This window comes from Sanyastnella coralliicola (assembly GCF_030845195.1).
Lineage (GTDB): Bacteria > Bacteroidota > Bacteroidia > Flavobacteriales_D > Sanyastnellaceae > Sanyastnella > Sanyastnella coralliicola.
The window spans coordinates 1,148,881-1,170,051 of sequence record NZ_CP132543.1 but is presented as its reverse complement, the minus strand read 5'-3'; the positions used below and the strand labels follow the sequence as shown (position 1 = coordinate 1,170,051).

Below are 21,171 nucleotides of genomic sequence, written 5' to 3'. Positions count from 1 at the left end.
CTCTAGTATGTCAAATAGAAACAAATCATGCTAGAAGACTTTTCCATATCCGAATCCGTTGAGCTCGTCACATCGAAGCTTGAGTCATGGGCAACCACATTCATTGAAATGTTACCAAACTTCGTTATTGCTTGTTTGGTAGTTGTTGCTTTTTGGTTAGTAGCACGCCTCGTACGCAGTACAGGAAAAAAACTACTATCCAAATTCACAGACAACGCTTCTCTAGTTCGCTTAAGCGGAACCATTTTATATGTCGCTGTGATAGCTATTGGTACCTTTGTTGCCTTATCTATCCTTCATTTAGACAAAGCCGTAACATCTCTATTAGCAGGTGTTGGTGTTGTGGGCCTCGCCTTAGGTTTTGCGTTCCAAGACATAGCCTCAAACTTTGTTGCAGGTGTTTTAATTGCAACAAGGAAGCCTTACTCAATAGGTGATCACATTGAAACTTCTGGGAACGAAGGGATTGTTCAAGAAATGAACCTACGTTCAACACGTATACGCACTTTTCGAGGTCAAGATGTAATTATCCCGAATAAGCAAATATTCCAGAACGCATTGACGAACTACACTCTTTATCCGAAAAGACGAATTGACCTTGATGTCGGGGTTAGTTACGGTGATAATCTTGAAAAGGCCCAGAGAGTGGCGAAAACAGCCATTGAAAACCTAGATCTTCTGGATCAGTCTAAAGAGGTAACCGTCTTTTATAACTCATTCGCAGATAGTAGTATCAACTTTACCGTAAGATACTGGGTAGACGAACACAAACAGTCAAAGTACCTCAAGGGGTTGAGCGATGGAGTTATTGCCATCAAACAAGCTTTTGAGCGCGAAGATATCAGCATCCCATTCCCAATCAGAACTCTTGATTTTGGAATTAGAGGAGGCAAGGGGCTGAGTAATACACAGCTTCACATACTTAATGAAAACAATAATTAAACCACATAAAAATGAAAAAGACCGCAATTTATTTCGCCGCTATCTGTTTTAGTCTAACCTCTTTTTGGGCATGCCAACAAAATGACAATCCTGCACAAGAGTTAGTTGAAGAAACAGAACAAGCCATTGAAGAACTTCAAGACGACGTACATGATTCCAGATCTGAATTAAAAGAATCTCTGGAAGAGATGGACGAAAACATTGACAATCAACTAGCCATGCTTGAAAGAAAAATGGAGAACGCTGGAGATGAAGTCAATGAAAAATGGACCGAAGCAAAAAATGAGCTTGAAGAATTGGGAGAACAAATAGATGACCGACTTGACAAGCTCGATAACAACGACTCGAACTGGGAACAGTTCAAAGAGGAAACGAATGAATGGATGGACAGAGTAGAAAACGACTTTGAAGAAATCCAGGACGATATTTCCGACTGGTTTAAGAGCTAATACTAACAGCTTTACAAAAAAAGGCTCTCAATTGAGAGCCTTTTTTTATACGTCAATTCCATAGGAAGCCATTTTATTATACAAGGTCTTTCGGTCAATCTTTAAGATCTCGGCTGTCCTAGTCTTGTTATAATTTGTCTTCACAAGCACAGATTCTATTGCTTTTCGCTCTGCATCTTCAGTAATCGATTTCAAATCTGTTATTTCGTCAGAAACCTCAGCTACATCTTCAAAATAACCCAATTGACTAGGATGTACGATTTCCTGAGGAAGAGCATCCAATTCAATAAATTCACCTGTGGTAAGTAAGGCTGACCTACGAACCACGTTTCTTAACTCTCGAAGATTTCCGTACCAATAGTACTTTTCAAATTTCTCCTCGACTTTGTCACTAAAACCTTTGATTTCCTTACCGAGAGTTTCATTTGCTTCCTCTAAGAAGAAGTTAGCGAAACTATGAATATCACTTTTCCGATTTCTGAGAGGCAATAGCTTAATTTTGAACTCGTTGAGACGGAAGTAAAGATCTTCCCGAAATCCGTCTTCTTTATGAATGCATTCCTCTAAATCCTCATTTGTTGCCGCGATTACGCGAACATCCACTTCTATTTCCTTCGTTCCACCAATTTTTCGGATTTTTCTCTCTTGCAGAACTCTTAGAAGCTTGATTTGATTGTCATAAGATAAGTTCCCTATTTCATCCAAGAAAAGCGTCCCCCCGTTTGCCGCCTCGAAACTACCGGTTTTATCACTAATTGCTCCGGTAAATGCTCCTTTGATGTGTCCAAAAAGCTCACTACCTGAAAGCTCCTTAGGTAAGGCCCCGCAATCAACTGCGACAAAAGGTTTATTGGATCTTTTTGAGCGTTCATGGATTGATTTGGCTGCAACCTCTTTTCCAGTTCCAGTTTCTCCTAAAATAATTACACTGAAGTCAGTAGGAGCAACCATGGAAATGTTGGTATCCAAGTCTTTCGCGTACGCACTATTCGGTGTCAGGTAGGTCTTGCTACTTTTCTTGGGTTTAACCTGTGGTACTTTTGTTTCTGTAGTTGGTAAATCTGCTGTGCTGCTCCTTGATTCGCTTTTATCGAACGCAGCCTTAATAATTTCAAGGATCTCATCTGGTTGAATCGGTTTAGTGACATATTCAAAAGCACCTACACGAATTGACTCGATGGCCTTACGCACATCACTATATCCGGTGACCACAATGATCTCACTTGAAACCCTTGTTGCTTTTAATCGCTTTATAAGTTCTATCCCGCTCAGGTCTGGAAGTCTAAAGTCAGTTAACACAACATCGAATTTCTTTCTTTCTAAGAGCTTCACTCCGCTGTTACCTGAAAATGTCGTCTCCACCTTCATTCCATTTCTTTCCAGAAATCGCTGAAGTAAGCCACAGATGTCTACATCATCATCTATGACAAGTACATTAATGTCTTTCATCTGATAGAATCTAAGTTGTTAGTGTATCTATAACTGCGAACAAGTTACTCATTCGAATCGGCTTGGGAATAAACGCGTCCGCGCCATGTTCAAGGCAAGATTCCTTTACACCTAATGATCCTGAAATGACAATAATATTGCACTCTCTTGGGTCGAACCCTGCCAGCTGCAAAACATCAAGAGCACTTCCATCAGGTAAATTGTAATCCAAGATCATTATGTCCGGTCGTGCACCAGAATTCAATTTGTCTATAATCGCTGATACCGTGGCATAATCCTCCACCTTGAATCCTTTCTTCACTAAAGATCTAACAATTAAACCCCGCAAATCATCTTCATCATCAAGTATAAAAACGTTCTGTGTCATATCGCCGTTGACCAATTCCTTCACAGTCTGTTGCAAGTATTCTACAATTCCCTCCCCCTTATGTTCTTGCTATTCAACGAACAAACATTCGAAAACCCTTAATAAACAAGGTATATCTAAGAATTCAAACTATTTCGAGAGTCTTGGAGCGGAACTTGTCATAGTGTAGGTATGAAAGATAATAAACACACCCAATCCGCATCAGACGGAGATATAATTCAACGGAAGGATGAGAAGCCTCGACCTTTCATTAAAAAACTCACCATCAGTATCATAACATTGATGGTACTGGTATCACTATACTTCTTACTACGATGAAAAAATATATAATAGCATTCGCAATCGCCTTCTGCTCTATTAGCGGAGTCATGGCCCAATCATCAGTATCTGCCGGGTTCATTTACGGACTAGCTAACTCGACGTTCGGAGGACTGAGCTCAGATAATGTTGATCCAACAGTAGGATCTCGGTTAGGCGTAAGTTTGAATTTGGCCCCTACCCCAACATTTTCTATTGAACCACAATTTCTCGTTACAAACAAGGGAGCCGATGTTCTCACTTCTAACGGAGTACAACAAATCCGTCTTGATTACGCAGAGCTCCCTATTCTTTTCAACTTGAGACTTCCAATTGGGGAAACCATTTACCCGAAGGTTTTTATCGGACCTTATGTTGCTACCAGAATTAGTGAAGAACAGGTATACTTATCCAACCTGGATGATGTTGATCCTCAGTACAATGATATTTCTGTTAAAGACGGAGACATGGGAATCGTATTCGGTGGAGGCATCGAGTTGATTCTAAACCGACTCATCATTGGTGCAACAGCTCGATACGACTATGGTGTAGTGCGTATTGGAACGAGTGAATTCACTCCTGACCTCAAAAATAGAGTATTCACAGTTAATGGAAAAATTGGCTTTGTACTCATTCAGTAATAATCATTTAATAAACTAACACTTACTCTCATGTTAAGATGGACATTCACATTTCTAATTATTGCCATAATCGCTGCCATTCTGGGCTTTGGAGGAATTGCAGCTGGTGCCGCAACCATAGCTAAAGTTATTTTCTTTATCGCCCTAATACTTTTGGTGGTAAACATTCTAAAAAAATTAGTCAACGGATAAGTTGACTGGTTGGTTGGTTCTAAACCCCGCATTTGCGGGGTTTTCTCATTTAGGACAAAAATGAAAGCTAAACAATTGGATTATTTAACGTGAACACTATTCTACATTATGAGTAATAACAACTACAGCAAACAACACATGCAAGAACACAACCCCCTGATTATCAGTAAAGGAATAGAATTTGCTCTACATCTATCAAATAAATTTTAATACTATTATGAAATATACTCTAATGATTTTTATGTTGGCACTTACGTTGTCAACAACCGCTCAAACCAAACAAGCTTACTACACCCTTGACGGCTCTGAGTCATGCATCGAAAACATGCAAACAACTAATGAAAATGCCATCCGCAGTCTTGCTATGGAAGATCTAGGTCTAACCTTAGATCAAATGTTCGCGGTTGAACGATTAAACAACGAGACGACGCGTAGAATTCTGCAGATTGAAGATCAATATAGGTTGAATGATCAGATCTATGACAACCGCGTCAAACTAATTCTAGCAGAGCGTGATGCAAAGCTGTATGATTTACTCACTATGGATCAATATGCTGTATATATGGAATCAATGATGAATGATCTAGCCTACGACTACGAATATGAAGACGATGATCTCAGTATTGATTTTGAAGGTCAAAAATGTGTGAAAGTCAAAAGTGAGGCCGGTAAAATCAGTATGGACCAAGATAAGATTGTAATTAAAAATGATCTTGCACAGACCAAAACTGAAATCTCTACCAACGAGTTGAAATATAAAGACGAGCTAGCAGACTACACTTTGACCATTGCTCCTGATGAAGTAGAAACAAGTTCCCCTTCGAAAACCATTGTTGTCGAGGACGATAGTGCAGAACTTGAAACCGAAGAAAAGGAAATTGAAGTCGATGTTCCTGATAGTGAATAATAACCTCAATCTTGAAATAAATAAAAAGAGTCACTGAAAAAGTGACTCTTTTTTTTTAGCGGTATTCTGGATTTTCGAAAGCCCAACGCTCGCCTTGATCCCAATCACTGGCTGAATTCCCTTTAGAAGGATAACCTTGCTGCTCTTTCAACATCTGTGCTAAGTGCAGTAAGTTATATGTCATAAATGTTGAGTTCCTCTTCGTGAATTCGTTCGCAAATCCCGCAGGCTCCGAAAGTCTCTCACCTTCCCATTCTATGTCGCCATAACTAGGGCCAGGTCCTACTTCTCCAAGCCAACCACAATCGGCTTGAGGTGGAATAGAAAAACCGATATGTTGTAGAGCGTATAAGATATTTTTAGCTGTACTTTTTAGGCCATCTTCATTCCCTGTCAGGATACACCCCCCAACTTTGCCATAAAAGGAATACTGACCCTTTTCATTCGTCTCTCCGCTCATAGCGTATAACCGCTCAATCAACTTTTGAGCGACGGATGATTTCTCACCTAACCAAATAGGAGATCCAATGACAAGAATATCAGCCGCCCTTATTCGTTTAACAATCTCAGGCCAATCATCTTGATCCCATCCATGTTCTGTCATATCAGGATAGACACCTGTAGCTACTTTATAATCAATTAGACGTATTCGTTCTACATTCACCCCCTCATGACGCATTCTAGCCTCCGATACACGCATAAGTTTGGCCGTATGACTTACTTCTGGGGATTTTTTCAAAGTGCAGTTAATATACACCGCCTTTAATCCTTCAAATGTGCTTTTTTTATCCATAGATTTATTTTTTGATTATTGTATTTCTTCTTACTAAACAGCCATTTTTGTTCTATTTCTAGAAAAAAAAAGCCCTGGCAACGCCAGAGCTTGATTCTCAGGGAAGAGTTGTTATTCAATTACATAACGAAGACTCAAGCCTGCACCCATATAAATAGGAGAGAGATAGACTAGATCTATTGCAGGTTTAACATCTAGACTCAAAGCAAATGGAGCACTATCGAATGTATACTCAACACCTAAAATTGCATCGACTCCTACATTGACAAAACGCCCATTTTCGTAATCATCAGGAAGGTAAGCGTATCTCCCTCCATATGACCCAATATGACCTCCTAGCCCATAAAATAGGTTCAAATTTTCATCTGACCCAAGGTTATTAGCACGTTGAAAGAGCACTGTGGCTTGGAAGGAATTCCAACGGAATCCGAAGATTCCTTCCACTGCAGTGGAGGCTCCTGTGGCTTTTTTAATGGTTAACCCACTAGCTAAGCCTCCTCTAACTCCAATACCGAGATTGTAATCGTTTTGTGCAAAACCAAATGTGCACATTGAAATAGCGAATAAAAGTAATATGGTCTTTTTCATGGCTGTTGTTTTCCCATAATACTGAAAACCACGTGCCATTTCTCTGAGTACTTGATATATAACAAACTGGCATTCTCGAATTGGATTTAACTGTGGAAAATTTTCCCCTTATCGCGTAATCTCTCTTCAAAACTCTGTTGTATTGCTCTAGTCGAAGTACCTAAAACCTACGCAAACACCGACTTCAAGGCTACATGTCGAAAACGGCCCAACATTTTCATTAGGTATGTTGAATAAAACACATCAAAATGAAAACTCTATTTATACTATTACTCTCTATTCCTCTCACAATCCTCGGTCAACAAGACGGACTGCTTGCAGTGGTTGAGAACATCGAACCTCCTGTATTTCATAAAACTCCTTTAGAATACAAAAACGTCTCTCATGACTTAGACATCTTGGATGAATCGGATAGTTTATCATACATAGGAACCCTATATAATTCATCACTGGGGCAAGAAATCGTAATCATCGAACCAACGACTGAACTCATCGTTGCTGTAGGACAAGTAGAGGACTACCAAAACAAACAATTCACTGGCTATGTCAAATACCTATGGCCTAATGGAAATATCGAATCTGAAGGAAGAATTGTAGATGGAATTAAAATCGGAGAATGGAAACGTTTCAAGAAAAACGGAGAAGCTCGGTCTTCAAAATTCTATACGCAAAAGAGATTCAACCTACTCAAAAAATACTGTGCAAAAAGCTAAATGACAGTATCCTACGGATTAGGAGTCTGTATCTAGTGCTCTTGATCAATTAAAACTTTAACTCCCCCAACTAAAAATCTCTGCTTTCTCTCTTTAAACCCAGCTAATTCTCTGATCCGCGTTCGAAGAGATTACGAATAGGACTTAAACATGTCAATAGAAGCATTCGTTTAGTCTGGTTGATTCGATTTGTGGTTCGTGGTATCAATTCCATACCGCGATCCGCATTCCACAATCCTACCACCGCTTTCCTGCCACAAAAACCTCATCCACCAACTGCTCTCCGAACGAATATGGTAGATAATTGATCGAAGACATCGGTTTGGTTAGGATGAAATCAGCGCGCATGCCGGGGGTGATGCTTCCGGTGACCTCGCTGAGTTGTAGTGCGGCAGCAGCGTTTAAAGTCGCCGCGTTGATTGCTTCTTCTGGGAGCATGTTCATCTTGATGCAGGCCATGGCAACTACAAGGCTCATGTTTCCGTTTGGTGTAGATCCTGGGTTGTAGTCTGTGGCGAGAACTAAAGGTAATCCAGCGTCGATGATTTGGCGGGCTGGGGTGTATGGGATGCTGAGGAAGAAGGAACACGATGGAAGGGCGACTGGGATCGTGTCGTATTGGAGCATGGCTTGGACGTCGTCATCGGTGAGTTCCTCGAGGTGGTCTAAGGTGAGGGCTCCTGCTTCTGCACAGGCACGAACCCCGCCGGTAGCAGTGAATTGATTCACGTGGATTTTGGCGTCAAGACCAAACTTGTCTGCAGCTTCGATGAGACGTACTGTTTGCTCAGCTGAGAAGTATCCATCTTCTAAGAAAGCATCTACGTAGTCTGCTAGTTTTTCTTCTGCTACCGCAGGAAGCATTTCATTGATTACAAGATCGATGTAGGCTTCAGGATTGCTTTTGTATTCCATGGGAATGGCGTGCATTCCAAGGAAGGTTGAACGAACCGGTATTGGCAATGCTTCTTCGAGTCGTCGAATGACACGTAGCATCTTCAACTCGGCTTCCATGGAGAGTCCGTACCCACTTTTCACTTCGAGGGCAGTTGTTCCCATGCGAATGAGCCCTTCCGCGCGAGCGAAAGCAGCTTCGAACAGATCATCTTCAGAAGCCTCTGCCAGCTTGCGTGCAGAGTTTAAGATGCCCCCACCTTTCTCTGCGATCTCAGCATATGTCAGTCCTTTAATTCGGTCAACGAACTCCCCTTCTCTATTGGCGGCGTAGACAATATGTGTATGGCTATCAACGAATCCGGGAAGAATAAACTGACCATCCGCTTCAATCACTTCAAGGTCACGCCAGTCGCTAATCCCAGGCCAGTCCTCCATTTTACCGAAGTCAGCAATGACACCGTCTTCCACCGCCAGCCATGCGTCTTCGACGATCGGAAGATCTTTCATGTCAGCACCTTTTAAAATGCTAGGAGCTTCTTCTCGTGCACCGACGAGTCCTTTGATATTCTTGATCAGCAACTTCATGGCAACGAAGATAATTCCTTGTTCATTCCCTGCAATAGACTACCTTGGGATACGATGATCAGACACCTTATTCTTCTTGCCACCTGGCTGCTCATTGCTCCTTCATTGTCAGCACAATATGACAACGAGCCCGTGGTTTTCACCATGCCTGAGAAGGTAAATTCAATTGGTGTAAACCTCACCCCGGCCATTGTCACAGTCATGAACGGTACCCCGGTCATTTCGCGATACAGCTTGATGTACAAACGTCAAGTCAAACCCAATCGCAGTTGGCGTTTCCAAGTGAACTTTGAAGATCGAGAATTCTACGAAGAAGAACGCAATGATTCACCGGTAAGTTGGTCAGATACTACCATCACCTTTCAATATGATTCAAGAAACTACTACAACATCGATTTTCGATTCGGAACCGAATGGTACAAAGCAGATCAAAAGAGCTCTATGACCTACGGAGTAGATGTTTTAGTTGGGTTCTGGTCAGAGTTTGATCGCGAGCGTATTCGTCCGTTTTACCTCGACCCTGAATTTGAGGTATACGTCCCTTCACCTTTTGTAGCGGAAACCTTTACCGAGCAAACCATCACCTACGGATACGCAGGTCTTGATTTTTCCATCGGACAAAAACTATACATCAACGAAAACTTCAACTTCATGATTCGCTGGACACCGGAGGTCTTGTACCTATGGCCTATGAGTGAGACCTATTCCGACCAATCACAGCGAAGCACTGCCCCTTCAAGCGAATTCACTTTTCGGTTAAGAGGGATAGAAGGGCTGTTGCATTATACTTTTTAGTGGTTTTGGTGTTAGGTTGTTGGTTCTTAGTTATTGGTCGTTGGTTATTGGTCGTTGGTTATTAGTCGTTAGTTATTGGTTATTGGTTATCGTTTAAAGATTCTAGATTAAAATAAGCCACTATAACGAAGACCATGCAAGGCCTCAAGCCAAGACCAACACGTGTTTCATTTCGGTCTAGGTTGGTGGGGTTGGTTCTTTAGACGAGAGACGAGAGATGAGAGACGAGAGTCTAGCGTCTAGTGACTAGTGACTGCATAATACGTTAGCCATTTCGCCTTTTAGCCATTTCGCCCTTTAGCCCTTAATCCCTAACCAATAACTCCCCCCATGCCTTTCAACATTCGGAAGTTTCTCCCACAACCCATTCAAAATACCATCCAGTTCCTTGTCTTCAGAGATGAAGTAGTTCGGACAAATAGTTTGGAAGCGCTGTGGATTGGCTAGGATGTAGTGCATCAAGCCATATTGCTCGCTGTAGAAGCGATCGCACATGAATTGCGGATAGTCGTATGGAATATAGATATCGTGGATGTGGACCACGACGCCTGGCTTCAATCTCGGAAGCGTTTCATTGAAGAAGACCATCGCATCTGAATTCGGAAGAATGCGGTGAGAGTTGTCAATGAATAGGATATCGTTCTCCCCTAGTCCTTCGATAAACGAAGCATCGATATTCTCGAAAGGCTTACGAATGATCTCATCAGCCAGCGCATCAATCTCGGCACGCGGTTGTGGATCAATGGAAATAATCTGAACATCCAGACCAAGCGTCTTCTTTGCGAAATGGGCCACCTTCGTGCTGTTTCCGGAACCTACTTCGATGTATCGTTTCGGTTGACGCTCTGCAAGCATTGTGAAGATCATCACAATATCTAGGCCAGGAAGAAAGTCGTTATTCCAAACGGGAAGCGTTGGATCCTTTTCATCCTTGGCTTCTTTGAACTGAAGAAAATGCTCTTCATACTTCTTCGCTGCTTCCAACAACTGCTTATACTCATTACGTCGCTCATTCACAATCGAATACAACTCAGGATGTGGCGGCAATCCATGACCATATCGCGGCTTCATATCTACCGGATATTCAAGGAAGAGCGTTTGGAAACGCGGATGTAAGAATCTGTAAAGCTTCTTCAACATGGCGGCGAAGGTAGGAAAAAGGGAGGTCTACCCCTCCCTATTCCATGACGAACTTCGCTCCAAAAGTGATCAAGTCTGCACGCAGTCCTGTATTCCTTTCGTAGAAGTAATATTTCACATTCAAACTCTTTAAGCCCAGTGGCCCAAGATGCTTCTGAACCAGAAGATCTGTGTACCCGAATCCAATTCCGAATTGATCAGAAGTATAGTTCGACAAATCATAATCACTAGTATAGAATTCATCAGTGCTCAAGTGTTGATTGTATGCCTTAAAGTAATCTGCCTCCGTTTGCTGATAGAAGCGGTACGACGGATATAAGGTGAACTTCATGCCCAACTTTACAGGAAGCTCAATACTCGCGGTGTGCGATACAATTCCCCAATCATCAACGTAGAAACGATAGAAACTCCTCGCAACAACATATTCGCTGAAGTAGTGGTGCAGTCGAACCCCAGAAGCAAACTTCATACGGGTCGATGGCAAACGTTCTACATCTTCAGCCAAATGGAAGTCTTGAATAAATGAATCTTCAATATCACTGAAGTAGACACGTTGGAACGGTGTCGACAACAATCCGTCTTGCATAATCAGGTCTACAGCCAATGACGCTTGAGTCCGCTTTCCTAAGACTTGCGACAACACAAACCCACCCGCATAAGAATTACGATTCGATCGACCTAAAGGAGTATATAGAGGTGCGTAATTCGTATTTCCAGTAACGGTGTACTGCGTGATATCGAAATTATCATCATCATCTTCATCTCCTCCGTTTCCAGGCGGACGAAGCTCCATTGGAATGATAATATTCCAACGATCAAGGAAAGCACTCGCTTTCAGGCTCAACTCTGTGTTCTTCTTATTAAACAGGCGGGTGTAGTTACCAGATAGGCCTAACGAGAAGTAATCGTATTCATTGGAGATACTGAATGTTCCACTGATTACCTGATTCCGATCATCACTGCTATGGCTGTACGTTATGTTCGCGTTGGTCCAAACATCGCTATGCGATGCTCCTGTACTGGCTACAAAAGCGTCGGCATTTTGTCCATCGAATGGACCTACATTACTAGAAGATGCCGACGTATAAGCGCTGACGTTACCGTCAACGGTAAGAACATCGTCATCGTTTAAAGGGACAGAGACCGAAATTCCCATGGTCGCATCAGTGAGGAATTCCGTACCGATACCACCGGTCACAGCGGCGTTTTGACCATCCTGCTGGTAATAGCTAGAGATGATATCGATTTCGGTTGATTCCAAGACACGTTTCTTGTACACTTTCACCGTATCCGAGGGCTCTTCTTGAGCATTGGATGATCGTGAGGCAAACAAGAAAATGCCGAAACATAGGAAGGAGACTATATGCTTTAATTGCATCCGCATCCGCCGCCGGTTTTACCGCCATTCCCTCCTGAGGCCGCTTCTCTATAAGAATGGAATGTGCTTAAGTTCTTATCCAATTTCAAATCTGACAATGCCATATCTGGATCATTCAGATTCATTTTCTCGTATTCTTCTAGCACAGTGCAGCCGGAAAGAAATAGTGCGAGTAACAGTATGCTGGTTATCTTCTTCATTAGTTGTTGATATTGATTCCGGAGCTTACATGCAGCTTTCCTTGGTCATCTACGATGATGCACTCCATTCCCTTTAGTTGTTCTATTCGATCGATGCCTACTTCTATTCCCATGACAAACGTGGCAGTAGCCAAGGCATCGGCTAGTTCTGCCGACGGTCCGAACACCGTTACTGAAACAATGCCCTGAGAAGGCATTCCAGTCCGAGGGTCGATGATATGCGCGTAGTGTTGTCCTTCGATCTCTACATACTTCTCATAATTCCCTGAAGTAACTACCGCTTGATCTTGAATAGGAAGAGTGGCGAAAGACTCATTCTTGTTCATAGGGTTGGTGATCGCAACAGTCCAAGGCGTTCCATCGGGTTGTGTTCCCCAGGTGTTCATGTCCCCGCTGGCATTTATAATTCCAGCCGTGGCTCCTTGGTCGCGCAATAGCTGTTTTGCCATATCGGCGGCATACCCCTTTCCTATTCCTCCAAAGCCAATCTTCATCCCTTTTAAGGGTAAGAACACGGTGCCCGCTTCGACGTCCATTTGAATGTTCTGAAAGCCAACTTTCGCTACAGATGCGGCAATTCTATCTTCGGAAGGAAGCATCGACATCGATCCATCGAACTTCCAGATTCGGTCCATCGATGCATATGAAATGTCAAAGGCTCCATCGGTCAGTTGCGAAATTTGTTTGCTTCGGCTAATCAAATCGAACAACTCTTGATCTACTTCAACCGGAGTAATTCCCGCGTTAGCGTTGACTTCAGAAGTCAATGAATGAGGATCCCAAGAAGAAATCAATTGTTCAATTCTTGTAATCTCTTCAATCGCGGATTGAATGAATGCATCGCCGTCTTCAGCACTCTCGGCCACCACTGTGATATCGAATCGACTTCCCATGAGTTTGGTCGTCTTTGTATATATCTGTTCGGCTGAAAGATGGAAGCTCAACGCTGTAAGTAAAGTGACAAGGAAGATTCGCATAGGCTAGAGTTGAGTGATTTTATTGGCGTATTGATCGGGCGTCGTTTTCTCATATCCCAACTCCCCTAGCTTCTTGCCATTGCTATCAAAAACAACAACAAGAGGGAATATTCCATTCGGGTTATACATCGATGCCAACCGCTTATTCTGAGCGGTTTGTTCGGCACTTAAAGCGTTCTTTTTACGACGAGGAAAGTCTACTTGGAGTAGCACGAATTCCGCGTTAGCGATAGTTACAAATTGTTCTTGAGAGATAATCTCATGATCTAACTTCATGCATGGTGCACACCAATCAGACCCTTGAAATACCATGATAAGTTTCTTCCCTTCTTTTTTCGCTAGCGCGGAAGCGGAATCGAAATCTGTCTGCCATTGTTGTGCGGATACACCAATGGCGCATAAGGCCAGAAAGGCCAGGCTAAGTAATTGTCTCATGAAAATGCAGGTTTGAATTATAACGGAATGTTTATGACTAATATTATCATCACTTATGCATTCGCTGTGAGCAAAACATGCCGAGTTGATGTTATTATTTTGGAACTTTCGGATCAATAAGTAGCCATGTCAAATACCCTAGGAACCCTTTTCAAACTCACCACTTTCGGTGAATCTCACGGATCCGCCATTGGCGGTGTGATCGATGGATGTCCGGCTGGACTGGAGCTCACTTCAGAAATGATTCAGGCTGAATTGGATCGTCGAAAGCCGGGTCAGTCCAAAATCACCACCCAGCGCAAGGAGAGTGACACGGTGCAGATTCTGAGCGGGGTGTTTGAAGGCAAGACACTTGGCACACCGATAGGTTTCATCATTCCCAACCAAGACCAACGTTCAAAGGATTACAGTCACATCAAAGATGTTTACCGTCCTTCTCATGCTGATTACACCTGGCAAATGAAGTACGGTCATCGCGACTATCGCGGAGGGGGCAGATCGAGTGCTCGTGAAACGGCTTCTCGTGTTGTAGGTGGGGCTGTTGCCCAAGCATTCCTTTCGACTCGAAACATTGAAGTGATCGCTTGGGTCGAACGTGTAAAGGATCTAACCATCGATAACGCATATGATCACTCAGGGGTTTCAAAGACTGATGTTGATCAAACGATTGTTCGTTGTCCTCATCTCGCTAGCGCGGAACAGATGATTTCCCTCATAGACGAAACCAGAAAAAAAGGCGACACGGTAGGAGGATCTATTCGTTGCATCGTTCGCGGCATGCCGGCTGGAATCGGCGAGCCCGTCTTTGACAAATTGCACGCTGAGCTAGCTAAGGCCCTCTTCTCTATCAACGCAGTGAAGGGCGTTGAACTCGGAAGCGGAATCCAAGGCACCTATGACTACGGCAGTGAACAGAACGACTCATTCGCTTCCACCGAAGGCGAAATAAAAACAACCAGCAACAACAGCGGCGGCATCCAAGGAGGAATCTCAAACGGAGAAGAAATCTCTCTCTCCATCGCCTTCAAACCTGTAGCCACCATCATGCAAGACCAAAGCACCGTAGACACCGCAGGACAAGAAGCAGTGGCAAAAGGAAAAGGGAGACATGATCCGTGCGTACTCCCCCGAGCAGTCCCAATCGTAGAAGCCATGACAGCAATGGTCATCGCAGACGCTTTGCTGCGCGGTCGAGCGTCGAGAGTCTCTAATCGATAATTAATAAACTATAGTCTATAACAGAGGATCTAACTAACGCCTAAAGCCTATAGCCTAACGCCTAGTAAAAATTTATCGCCTACGTCTAGCAACCCGCGGAGGCGAATACGTCACCACCGGCAAGTCCAGTTTTTCACTCCATGCCTCTACCCTTTTCTTGGCTTTTTCAGGATCTTCGATGATGCGTTCGATGACGTGCTTTCTACGGTGATCTTTGGATAGCAAGGTGACGCGGTATTCCGTGAAATTTAGGTCGTTGCCTGCCACTCCCGCAGCGGAGATCATCGAAATTTGACGACTGCTGACCACATTCGCTCTCATCATAGAGAGGTATGGGTAGTCATCAAAGTAAATAACTTCACCCTTAGAATTATATAGTCCGAATACCTTCACATAGTCTCGAACTGTCCGATTTTCAATATCTATTTCATAGACCTGACGTGAAAAGCCCATATACGCTCCGATTATCCACAGAACTAGTAGAAAGATGACCACTACAATGGCCAAGTGCAGAATTAGTGTAAACAAGAGCGTAACAATCACGAACATCACGACTCCCACAACAGACTTAGATTTCCCCCATAGTAATTCGGATACCTTAACCTTTTGAGTGTCGTCAATTAAGAATTGATCTAGTGTAGTATTTTTCATTGTTTTATCGTCGCTTTCGTGATGTTCGTGGAGGATTGTAAGCTTCAATTGGGAGTTCGAAACTTACACTCCAAGCTTTCAGTAATTCTTCAGCTACTTCTTGATTTTCCTTAATGTCTTGAAGGATTTCTTTGGTCTTATGCCCGTCTCCTAATAAGGTGATGCGATAGTGGTCGATGACAGTATTCGTGGTTGCCGAGGAGACTTGAAAACGAACGCTTTGATAACCATGGTTGGCTCGTTGTTTGAGGAGACAAATGGCCTGAAAATCGCTCTTATTCAAGCGATGTGTTTTGCCTGGAATGATACCAAGCCACCATGCGCGTTCCTCTACTCCAAAAGACTTATCAATGACTTGACGAACCCATGTAAAGCTGAACCCGCCGATCAAAACCACAAGTGCAATGACCGTTGTCAATGATTGCTTCTCTGGATCCAAAGAATAATTCCCAGCAATGGCCAGAATTATCAGCAGCGAGCCGATGACCATCCGGAGCCAACCAAACATCGGTCTGATCGTGACCTTGCGTTTCTCAGACGAATGCAAAAAAGCTATCAGATCAACATACCTAGCACCTTCAATCATGATTACAACATAGTTGAATACAAACATATCCCTGGCTTTTTAGGATTGACGTACCACAAACGTGGGGAACGGTAGGGGTTCCGCTATCCGGCGTCCGGCATCCGTATTTACCTTTCGGACGCCGGATGCCGGACGCCGGTCACCCGACGCCGGGTGGAAGATTTTTCGCATCTTACCACCTCCAAAAATTCTCCCATGAAAAAGATCGCGCTGCATTGGCAAGTTATTATCGGAATGGTGTTGGGTGCTGTGTTCGCCTGGATGTCGATCAAGTTTGGTTGGAATGACTTCACGATAGACTATGTGAAGCCTTTCGGAGACATCTTCGTGAATCTCCTGAAGCTGATTGCGGTGCCGCTGGTATTATTCTCGATCATCGTGGGTGTGACATCACTGGGAGATATCCAGAAACTGGGTCGGATGGGACTCAAAACCTTGGGTACCTACGTTATCACTACTGCCGCTGCGATTGTAATTGGATTAGTCTTGGTAAACCTCATCAAACCAGGGGTTCATGTTGATGATGACCTCCGATCGAGAAATCGTGTTCGCTATGAAATCTGGGCCACAGATAGTGGTATCGAGCGCTTAGATGAAATCGACTACCTGAATGACCCTGCGCGTCAAGCGATGGTAGCTGAAGTACGCGAAGAAATGGGTGCCGAAGAGGTAGACGCGAACCTCCAAGACAAGATCAACAAGATGAACACAACCAAGAAGCAAGGCCCCTTGCAGCCTTTGGTTGATGTGATTCCGAATAACATCTTTAAGGCGTTGAGCTCGCAACAAATGCTGCAGATCATCTTCTTCGCGATTTTCTTCGGAATCGTGTTGGTGACCATACCTAGTGAAAAGAGTGACCCTGTCGTCAAATTGATTGATGGCCTGAATGAGATATTCGTGCGCATGGTGATTGTCGTCATGCAGTTCATGCCGATCTTCGTTTTCGCCTTGATGGCCGGTCAGGTAGTAACCGCCGCGGGATCCGATCCCGACAAGTTCTTCTCGCTTCTTGACTTTTTATTGAAATACTCTGCGGTGGTGATCCTTGGTCTGGTGATCATGGTGTTCCTCGTATATCCTACACTTGTTTCTGTGTTGGTGAAGAAAATGACACCTCGTCGATTCCTCAAGGGAATGCGTGATGCGCAGATTACTGCATTCGCGACCTCTTCCTCAGTGGCTACGCTTCCGGTAACAATGGATTGTGTGAACAAGAATATTGGAGTGTCTGAACGTACCACCAGTTTCGTGCTTCCAATTGGAGCCACGGTGAATATGGATGGAACAAGTCTGTACCAAGCGGTGGCCGTTATCGCATTGGCGCAGTTCCACATGGTAGATCTATCATTCGGAGCGCAAGCCACGATTGTCTTAACTGCTACCCTCGCATCAATTGGTGCAGCAGCTGTACCAAGTGCCGGATTGGTTCTGATGATGTTGGTCTTGACCTCTGTTGGATTGAACGACGCTTGGATCGCGCTCATCTTCCCAGTAGACCGTATCCTTGATATGTGTCGTACCGTTGTGAACGTGACGGGTGATGGTGCCGTTTCTACTGTCATTGCAGCAAGCGAAGGTGAACTTGAAGAACCTCAGGTTTAAGGTATCGCTGCTGTGATTCGTTGGTTGACTTTTTGCTCCTGCCTCTGGCTTTTCCATGCTTCGTTCGGACAGGAATCAACCGCTCAATTATACACTACGCTTGAAATAGATATTGAAGACGGATTGCGTCGCAATACCGTCACTGCCATTAACGAACTTCCAGATGGTACAATCATGGTGGGAACCCCTGGCGGACTGCAGAGCTGGGATGGTTACCAGTTGCGAGACTTTACCATAGATGAATACATCTATGACCTTTTCTACGCCTCTGATTCAACGCACCTTTACGCGCTATCTCAGCGTGCTATTCACAGGCTAGACAAGAGTGGAAATGAACTCACAAGTTTCGAATTCCCGACCTCCTTCTTTTCTAATTACGCAGGTGAAGAAAATGATAGCTTGATCATTTTCGGAAATGATCTTCATTGGATCATTGCATCTGATTTATCAGGAGGGAGAATGATGGAAGCTCCTTATCACACACCTTATTCTCGAGGAAGTAATTCACTGAAGCTACACGAGAATTTACATGGCGACTCTTTGTTTATCAACGGACAGTTTCTGACTCAGACTAGTTATGCTTTTGAGCTGTTGATCTCAAAGAAAGAAAAGATCGTACTCGCGAATCAAGGCATCTATCAACTGGAGACGGATTCACCTCAAAATATCCGGGTAAGTTGGCCTAAAACCCGCCTCGAAACTGCCTTTGTTGACCGTCGCGGCAATCTTTGGATCGGCACTGTATCCAACGGCCTTTGGATGATTCATCGAAACGCCTTGCACCTTGATTTCTATCCAAGTTCTAGTGATGATAAAGTCAATCCGGCATGGTCCATTTTCGAAGGGAAGAGTGATGTTTTTTGCACCACTTCCAATGGTATTGAAAGCTTCGGAGAATCGAACCATCCGATTATTTCTGCAACAAAAGGAATGAATTGCATCTCGGGAATAGAAACAGATCAAACATTCCTAGTTGGTACATATCGCAACGGCATTCTCCGATGGAATGGTATAGGTTTAGAGTTCGTCTTCTATGACCAAGTAGAATCCATCGGGAACACAGTTACTTGCTTTCAAGAAAGCATTGATGGACAAGCAATCTGGGGCTTTACTAAAACGAGTGTTGTTCTTTTTGATCCACAAGGGAATTACCTTTCTCACACTTCACTGAAGGAAGCAGGCTTTACGGGATATATCATGCATATCACACCGTACCTGAACGGCTATCTCGCATCCACAACAACGGAGGTTGTTTTTCTAGATAGTGAACTCAACATTACCGAAGTGTTGAACCATGAGGAAACCATGGTCTTCTCAAGTAGCGTCAAATACAACGAATCCACTTGGTTTTCTTCGCTACAAGGCGGCTTGTTTAAGCTACAAGGGCAAGAGTTGGTGTCTGTACCAAGTCCTGACATTGATCTTCTTGGTCTGGATGTCGTTGGTAACGATCTATTCGTTTTGGGCACGCGTTCAACATATTTGATGCTTGGTGACAACATTCTAAAGATTGATCACAGTGACGGCCTTCCGCAGAGAGAATTCAATCAAGGCGGATGGTACGTAGATCAAGCAGATCATGTATACGTTGCTGGAGTCGAGGGATTTGCACGATTCAATCTTTCGGACATTCTATCCGAAGCGGCATCCGTGCCTAAAATGCGCGTTGATGTTGCGAACGCTGTGGAGTTTGCCACAGAAAAGGCTTGGATCGCAGCACAACAAAAGCAAGCAAAAATCAAAGTATCGTGTGTCTATCCAGAAAAAGGAAATCGATACACCTTCTGGGTGGAAACAGGAGATTCACTGAAGCAGGTCATCCATGGTGAAGAACTACTCATTCAGGTAGATGAACAAATTGATATTAAGACTTGGGTTAAAGATGAGTATTCGCAGCAAATGTATGCTGCCAGCGACTCCAACTTCCTAAACATCGAACGTATCACTCCGATAACACAACGATGGTGGTTCATCTTGATCATCATAACATCTACTGTTCTGTTAGTCCTTCTAGCATTTGCCTTGGCTCGAAACCGCAGACAAAGACAACTGATCCGTAAGCAACTGGAAGATAAAAAGGTGGCTGATGAACGGATCAGAATCTCAAGAGAATTACATGACAACATTGGAGCGAGGCTCTCACACATCATCTCAAGCATTGACTTAGAGATGTACCGCGACGAGGATCAAAAGACGAAGCTCTCCCCTATTAACTCCTTCGCGCGAGAAACAATGGGGCAATTGAGGGAAACCATTTGGGCAGTTGGAGAACGACGAATCCACTTCTCTGAATTCCAAGCCCGAGTTGATCGGTATGTCGAACAGTCTCAAGCTGCCTTTTCAGGAGAAATCAAAATTCAAAGTGCTGATATCCCAGACATTGAACTATCCCCTGCGCAGACCATCAACTACTTCCGAATTATTCAGGAAGCGATCAACAATGCGATCAAATACGCGCAAGCAGAACAGATTACCGTCAGTTTCCTTCTGCATCCATCAAGTATTGAGATCACTGTAGTAGATGACGGCATCGGATTCGGCGAAGCTGAAATGAAACGAGGTAGCGGATTAAAAGGAATGGCGCAACGTGCCTCTGAAGTTCAATCCTCATTTCAAATCCTAAAGAGAGAATCAGGAGGTGGCATCTCATTATCGATTCCATTCAACGAATAGGGCAAGTGCACTATTGCCATCTCTGGCAGAATCCAGCATCTTCGTATCATGATTCGAATTGCCCTCGCTGAAGACAATGCCTTCCTGGCGCAAGCCATCATCAATAAACTCGGCCTATTTGACGACATCAAGATCAAGTCAAAGGCGACGGAGGGCGGTGAATTGTTGGCACAACTTGCGAACGACAGCAATATCGACATCATCTTGATGGACATTCATATGCCAGGTATGGATGGTATTGAAGCTTGTGGAGAGATTGCACAGCTCTACCCTCACATTAGAACCATCATGTTGACCGTTAAAGACGACGAACAGAGTGTCTATGGAGCTTTAAAAGCGGGTGCAAAGGGTTATCTGCTCAAAGAAAGTGACCCTGGAGAGCTTCGAAACGCGATCGACCTTGTCATGAGCGGCAAAGCAATGCTATCACCTGAAGTGGCATCAAAGGCCATTCGGATTATTCAAGATCCTGAGATTGTAGATAAAGAAGCCCAAGACTTTGGCCTTTCTCCAAGAGAGCTAGACGTTTTAGCGCATTTATGCAACGGACTCAATTCTGGTGAAATCGGAAGTAACTTGAATATTAGTCCGAACACCGTCAGACGCCACACGGAGAACATCTACAAGAAGCTCAACGTGAACAATCGTTCGCAAGCCCTACAGCTTGCATACCGCCATAAACTCATATAATGG

At 43.7% G+C, this 21,171-nt stretch carries 23 protein-coding genes; 11 read left to right on the top strand and 12 right to left on the bottom strand.

The genetic code is table 11. The features are described 5' to 3' along the window. Nucleotides 1-27: 27 nt before the first annotated feature. Together RA156_RS04940 and RA156_RS04935 are read left to right on the top strand one after the other, a co-directional pair. The gene (locus RA156_RS04940; protein ID WP_306643327.1) at nt 28-942 is read left to right on the top strand and encodes a mechanosensitive ion channel family protein; all 915 of its coding nucleotides are present in this window, start codon (nt 28-30) and stop codon (nt 940-942) included. An 11-nt stretch (nt 943-953) separates the two neighbouring features. Continuing rightward, complete coding sequence (locus tag RA156_RS04935) at nt 954-1,391, top strand: hypothetical protein (protein ID WP_306643325.1); 438 nt, start codon at nt 954-956, stop codon at nt 1,389-1,391. Nucleotides 1,392-1,436: 45 nt separating this feature from the next. Here RA156_RS04935 and RA156_RS04930 read toward each other — a convergent pair whose 3' ends face one another. Next, nucleotides 1,437-2,840: a sigma-54-dependent transcriptional regulator gene (locus RA156_RS04930; RefSeq protein ID WP_306643323.1), complete on the bottom strand. Its 1,404-nt coding sequence runs from the start codon at nt 2,838-2,840 to the stop codon at nt 1,437-1,439. Between the two features lie 10 nt (nt 2,841-2,850). Then, on the bottom strand, nt 2,851-3,231 hold the full coding sequence (locus RA156_RS04925) for a response regulator transcription factor (RefSeq protein WP_306643321.1): 381 nt from the start codon (nt 3,229-3,231) through the stop codon (nt 2,851-2,853). Nucleotides 3,232-3,521: 290 nt separating this feature from the next. Here RA156_RS04925 and RA156_RS04920 point away from each other — a divergent pair, with 290 nt between their 5' ends. From RA156_RS04920 to RA156_RS04910, 3 genes are all read left to right on the top strand, one after another. After that, nucleotides 3,522-4,145, top strand: coding sequence for an outer membrane beta-barrel protein (locus RA156_RS04920; RefSeq protein WP_306643319.1), 624 nt, complete (start codon nt 3,522-3,524; stop codon nt 4,143-4,145). 30 nt (nt 4,146-4,175) lie between these two features. Then, on the top strand, nt 4,176-4,337 hold the full coding sequence (locus RA156_RS04915; RefSeq protein WP_306643317.1) for a DUF1328 family protein: 162 nt from the start codon (nt 4,176-4,178) through the stop codon (nt 4,335-4,337). A 217-nt stretch (nt 4,338-4,554) separates the two neighbouring features. Next, complete coding sequence (locus tag RA156_RS04910) at nt 4,555-5,244, top strand: hypothetical protein (protein WP_306643315.1); 690 nt, start codon at nt 4,555-4,557, stop codon at nt 5,242-5,244. Between the two features lie 55 nt (nt 5,245-5,299). Here the strand turns inward: RA156_RS04910 and RA156_RS04905 are convergent, their stop codons facing one another. Beyond that, a complete protein-coding gene (locus RA156_RS04905) occupies nt 5,300-6,037 on the bottom strand; it encodes a flavodoxin family protein (RefSeq protein ID WP_306643313.1) in 738 nt (245 codons plus the stop codon). A gap of 111 nt (nt 6,038-6,148) precedes the next feature. Next, nucleotides 6,149-6,625 (bottom strand): hypothetical protein, encoded by a 477-nt coding sequence (locus RA156_RS04900; RefSeq protein ID WP_306643311.1) that lies wholly within the window; start codon nt 6,623-6,625, stop codon nt 6,149-6,151. 248 nt (nt 6,626-6,873) lie between these two features. Between RA156_RS04900 and RA156_RS04895 the strand changes: the two genes are divergently transcribed. Next, nucleotides 6,874-7,338 carry a toxin-antitoxin system YwqK family antitoxin gene (locus RA156_RS04895; RefSeq protein ID WP_306643310.1) on the top strand — a complete coding sequence of 155 codons (465 nt, stop codon included), beginning with the start codon at nt 6,874-6,876 and terminating at the stop codon, nt 7,336-7,338. A gap of 237 nt (nt 7,339-7,575) precedes the next feature. Here the strand turns inward: RA156_RS04895 and hutI are convergent, their stop codons facing one another. Then, a complete protein-coding gene (gene hutI / locus RA156_RS04890) occupies nt 7,576-8,820 on the bottom strand; it encodes an imidazolonepropionase (RefSeq protein WP_306643308.1) in 1,245 nt (414 codons plus the stop codon). Nucleotides 8,821-8,874: 54 nt separating this feature from the next. Here hutI and RA156_RS04885 point away from each other — a divergent pair, with 54 nt between their 5' ends. Next, nucleotides 8,875-9,615 (top strand): hypothetical protein, encoded by a 741-nt coding sequence (locus RA156_RS04885; protein ID WP_306643307.1) that lies wholly within the window; start codon nt 8,875-8,877, stop codon nt 9,613-9,615. A 297-nt stretch (nt 9,616-9,912) separates the two neighbouring features. Here RA156_RS04885 and RA156_RS04880 read toward each other — a convergent pair whose 3' ends face one another. The 5 genes from RA156_RS04880 to RA156_RS04860 all read right to left on the bottom strand — a co-directional run bounded on the left by RA156_RS04880 (nt 9,913) and on the right by RA156_RS04860 (nt 13,745). Beyond that, a complete protein-coding gene (locus tag RA156_RS04880) occupies nt 9,913-10,755 on the bottom strand; it encodes a class I SAM-dependent methyltransferase (RefSeq protein WP_306643306.1) in 843 nt (280 codons plus the stop codon). A gap of 37 nt (nt 10,756-10,792) precedes the next feature. Continuing rightward, nucleotides 10,793-12,040, bottom strand: a complete 1,248-nt coding sequence (locus tag RA156_RS04875; RefSeq protein WP_306643304.1) for a DUF3570 domain-containing protein — start codon at nt 12,038-12,040, stop codon at nt 10,793-10,795. Nucleotides 12,041-12,123: 83 nt separating this feature from the next. After that, nucleotides 12,124-12,333: a DUF4266 domain-containing protein gene (locus tag RA156_RS04870; RefSeq protein WP_306643302.1), complete on the bottom strand. Its 210-nt coding sequence runs from the start codon at nt 12,331-12,333 to the stop codon at nt 12,124-12,126. Continuing rightward, entirely contained in the window at nt 12,333-13,310 is a 978-nt protein-coding gene (locus tag RA156_RS04865) for an FAD:protein FMN transferase (protein ID WP_306643301.1), read from the bottom strand. Before RA156_RS04865 ends, RA156_RS04870 begins: the two co-directional genes overlap by 1 nt. A gap of 3 nt (nt 13,311-13,313) precedes the next feature. Further along, the gene (locus tag RA156_RS04860; RefSeq protein WP_306643299.1) at nt 13,314-13,745 is read right to left on the bottom strand and encodes a thioredoxin family protein; all 432 of its coding nucleotides are present in this window, start codon (nt 13,743-13,745) and stop codon (nt 13,314-13,316) included. A 126-nt stretch (nt 13,746-13,871) separates the two neighbouring features. On the opposite strand from RA156_RS04860, the gene aroC reads away from it, so the two are divergent. Next, the gene (gene aroC, locus RA156_RS04855) at nt 13,872-14,963 is read left to right on the top strand and encodes a chorismate synthase (RefSeq protein WP_306643298.1); all 1,092 of its coding nucleotides are present in this window, start codon (nt 13,872-13,874) and stop codon (nt 14,961-14,963) included. A gap of 72 nt (nt 14,964-15,035) precedes the next feature. Here the strand turns inward: aroC and RA156_RS04850 are convergent, their stop codons facing one another. Next, on the bottom strand, nt 15,036-15,614 hold the full coding sequence (locus RA156_RS04850) for a hypothetical protein (RefSeq protein WP_306643296.1): 579 nt from the start codon (nt 15,612-15,614) through the stop codon (nt 15,036-15,038). 4 nt (nt 15,615-15,618) lie between these two features. Then, on the bottom strand, nt 15,619-16,200 hold the full coding sequence (locus tag RA156_RS04845) for a hypothetical protein (protein WP_306643294.1): 582 nt from the start codon (nt 16,198-16,200) through the stop codon (nt 15,619-15,621). A gap of 195 nt (nt 16,201-16,395) precedes the next feature. Here RA156_RS04845 and RA156_RS04840 point away from each other — a divergent pair, with 195 nt between their 5' ends. Genes RA156_RS04840 through RA156_RS04830 form a run of 3 tightly spaced genes read left to right on the top strand, consistent with a single transcriptional unit; the run spans nt 16,396 to nt 21,168 of the window. Beyond that, on the top strand, nt 16,396-17,805 hold the full coding sequence (locus RA156_RS04840; protein WP_306643292.1) for a dicarboxylate/amino acid:cation symporter: 1,410 nt from the start codon (nt 16,396-16,398) through the stop codon (nt 17,803-17,805). 12 nt (nt 17,806-17,817) lie between these two features. Continuing rightward, nucleotides 17,818-20,478, top strand: coding sequence for a sensor histidine kinase (locus tag RA156_RS04835; protein ID WP_306643290.1), 2,661 nt, complete (start codon nt 17,818-17,820; stop codon nt 20,476-20,478). Nucleotides 20,479-20,526: 48 nt separating this feature from the next. Beyond that, nucleotides 20,527-21,168 (top strand): response regulator transcription factor, encoded by a 642-nt coding sequence (locus tag RA156_RS04830; protein ID WP_306643288.1) that lies wholly within the window; start codon nt 20,527-20,529, stop codon nt 21,166-21,168. The last annotated feature ends 3 nt before the right edge of the window (nt 21,169-21,171 follow it).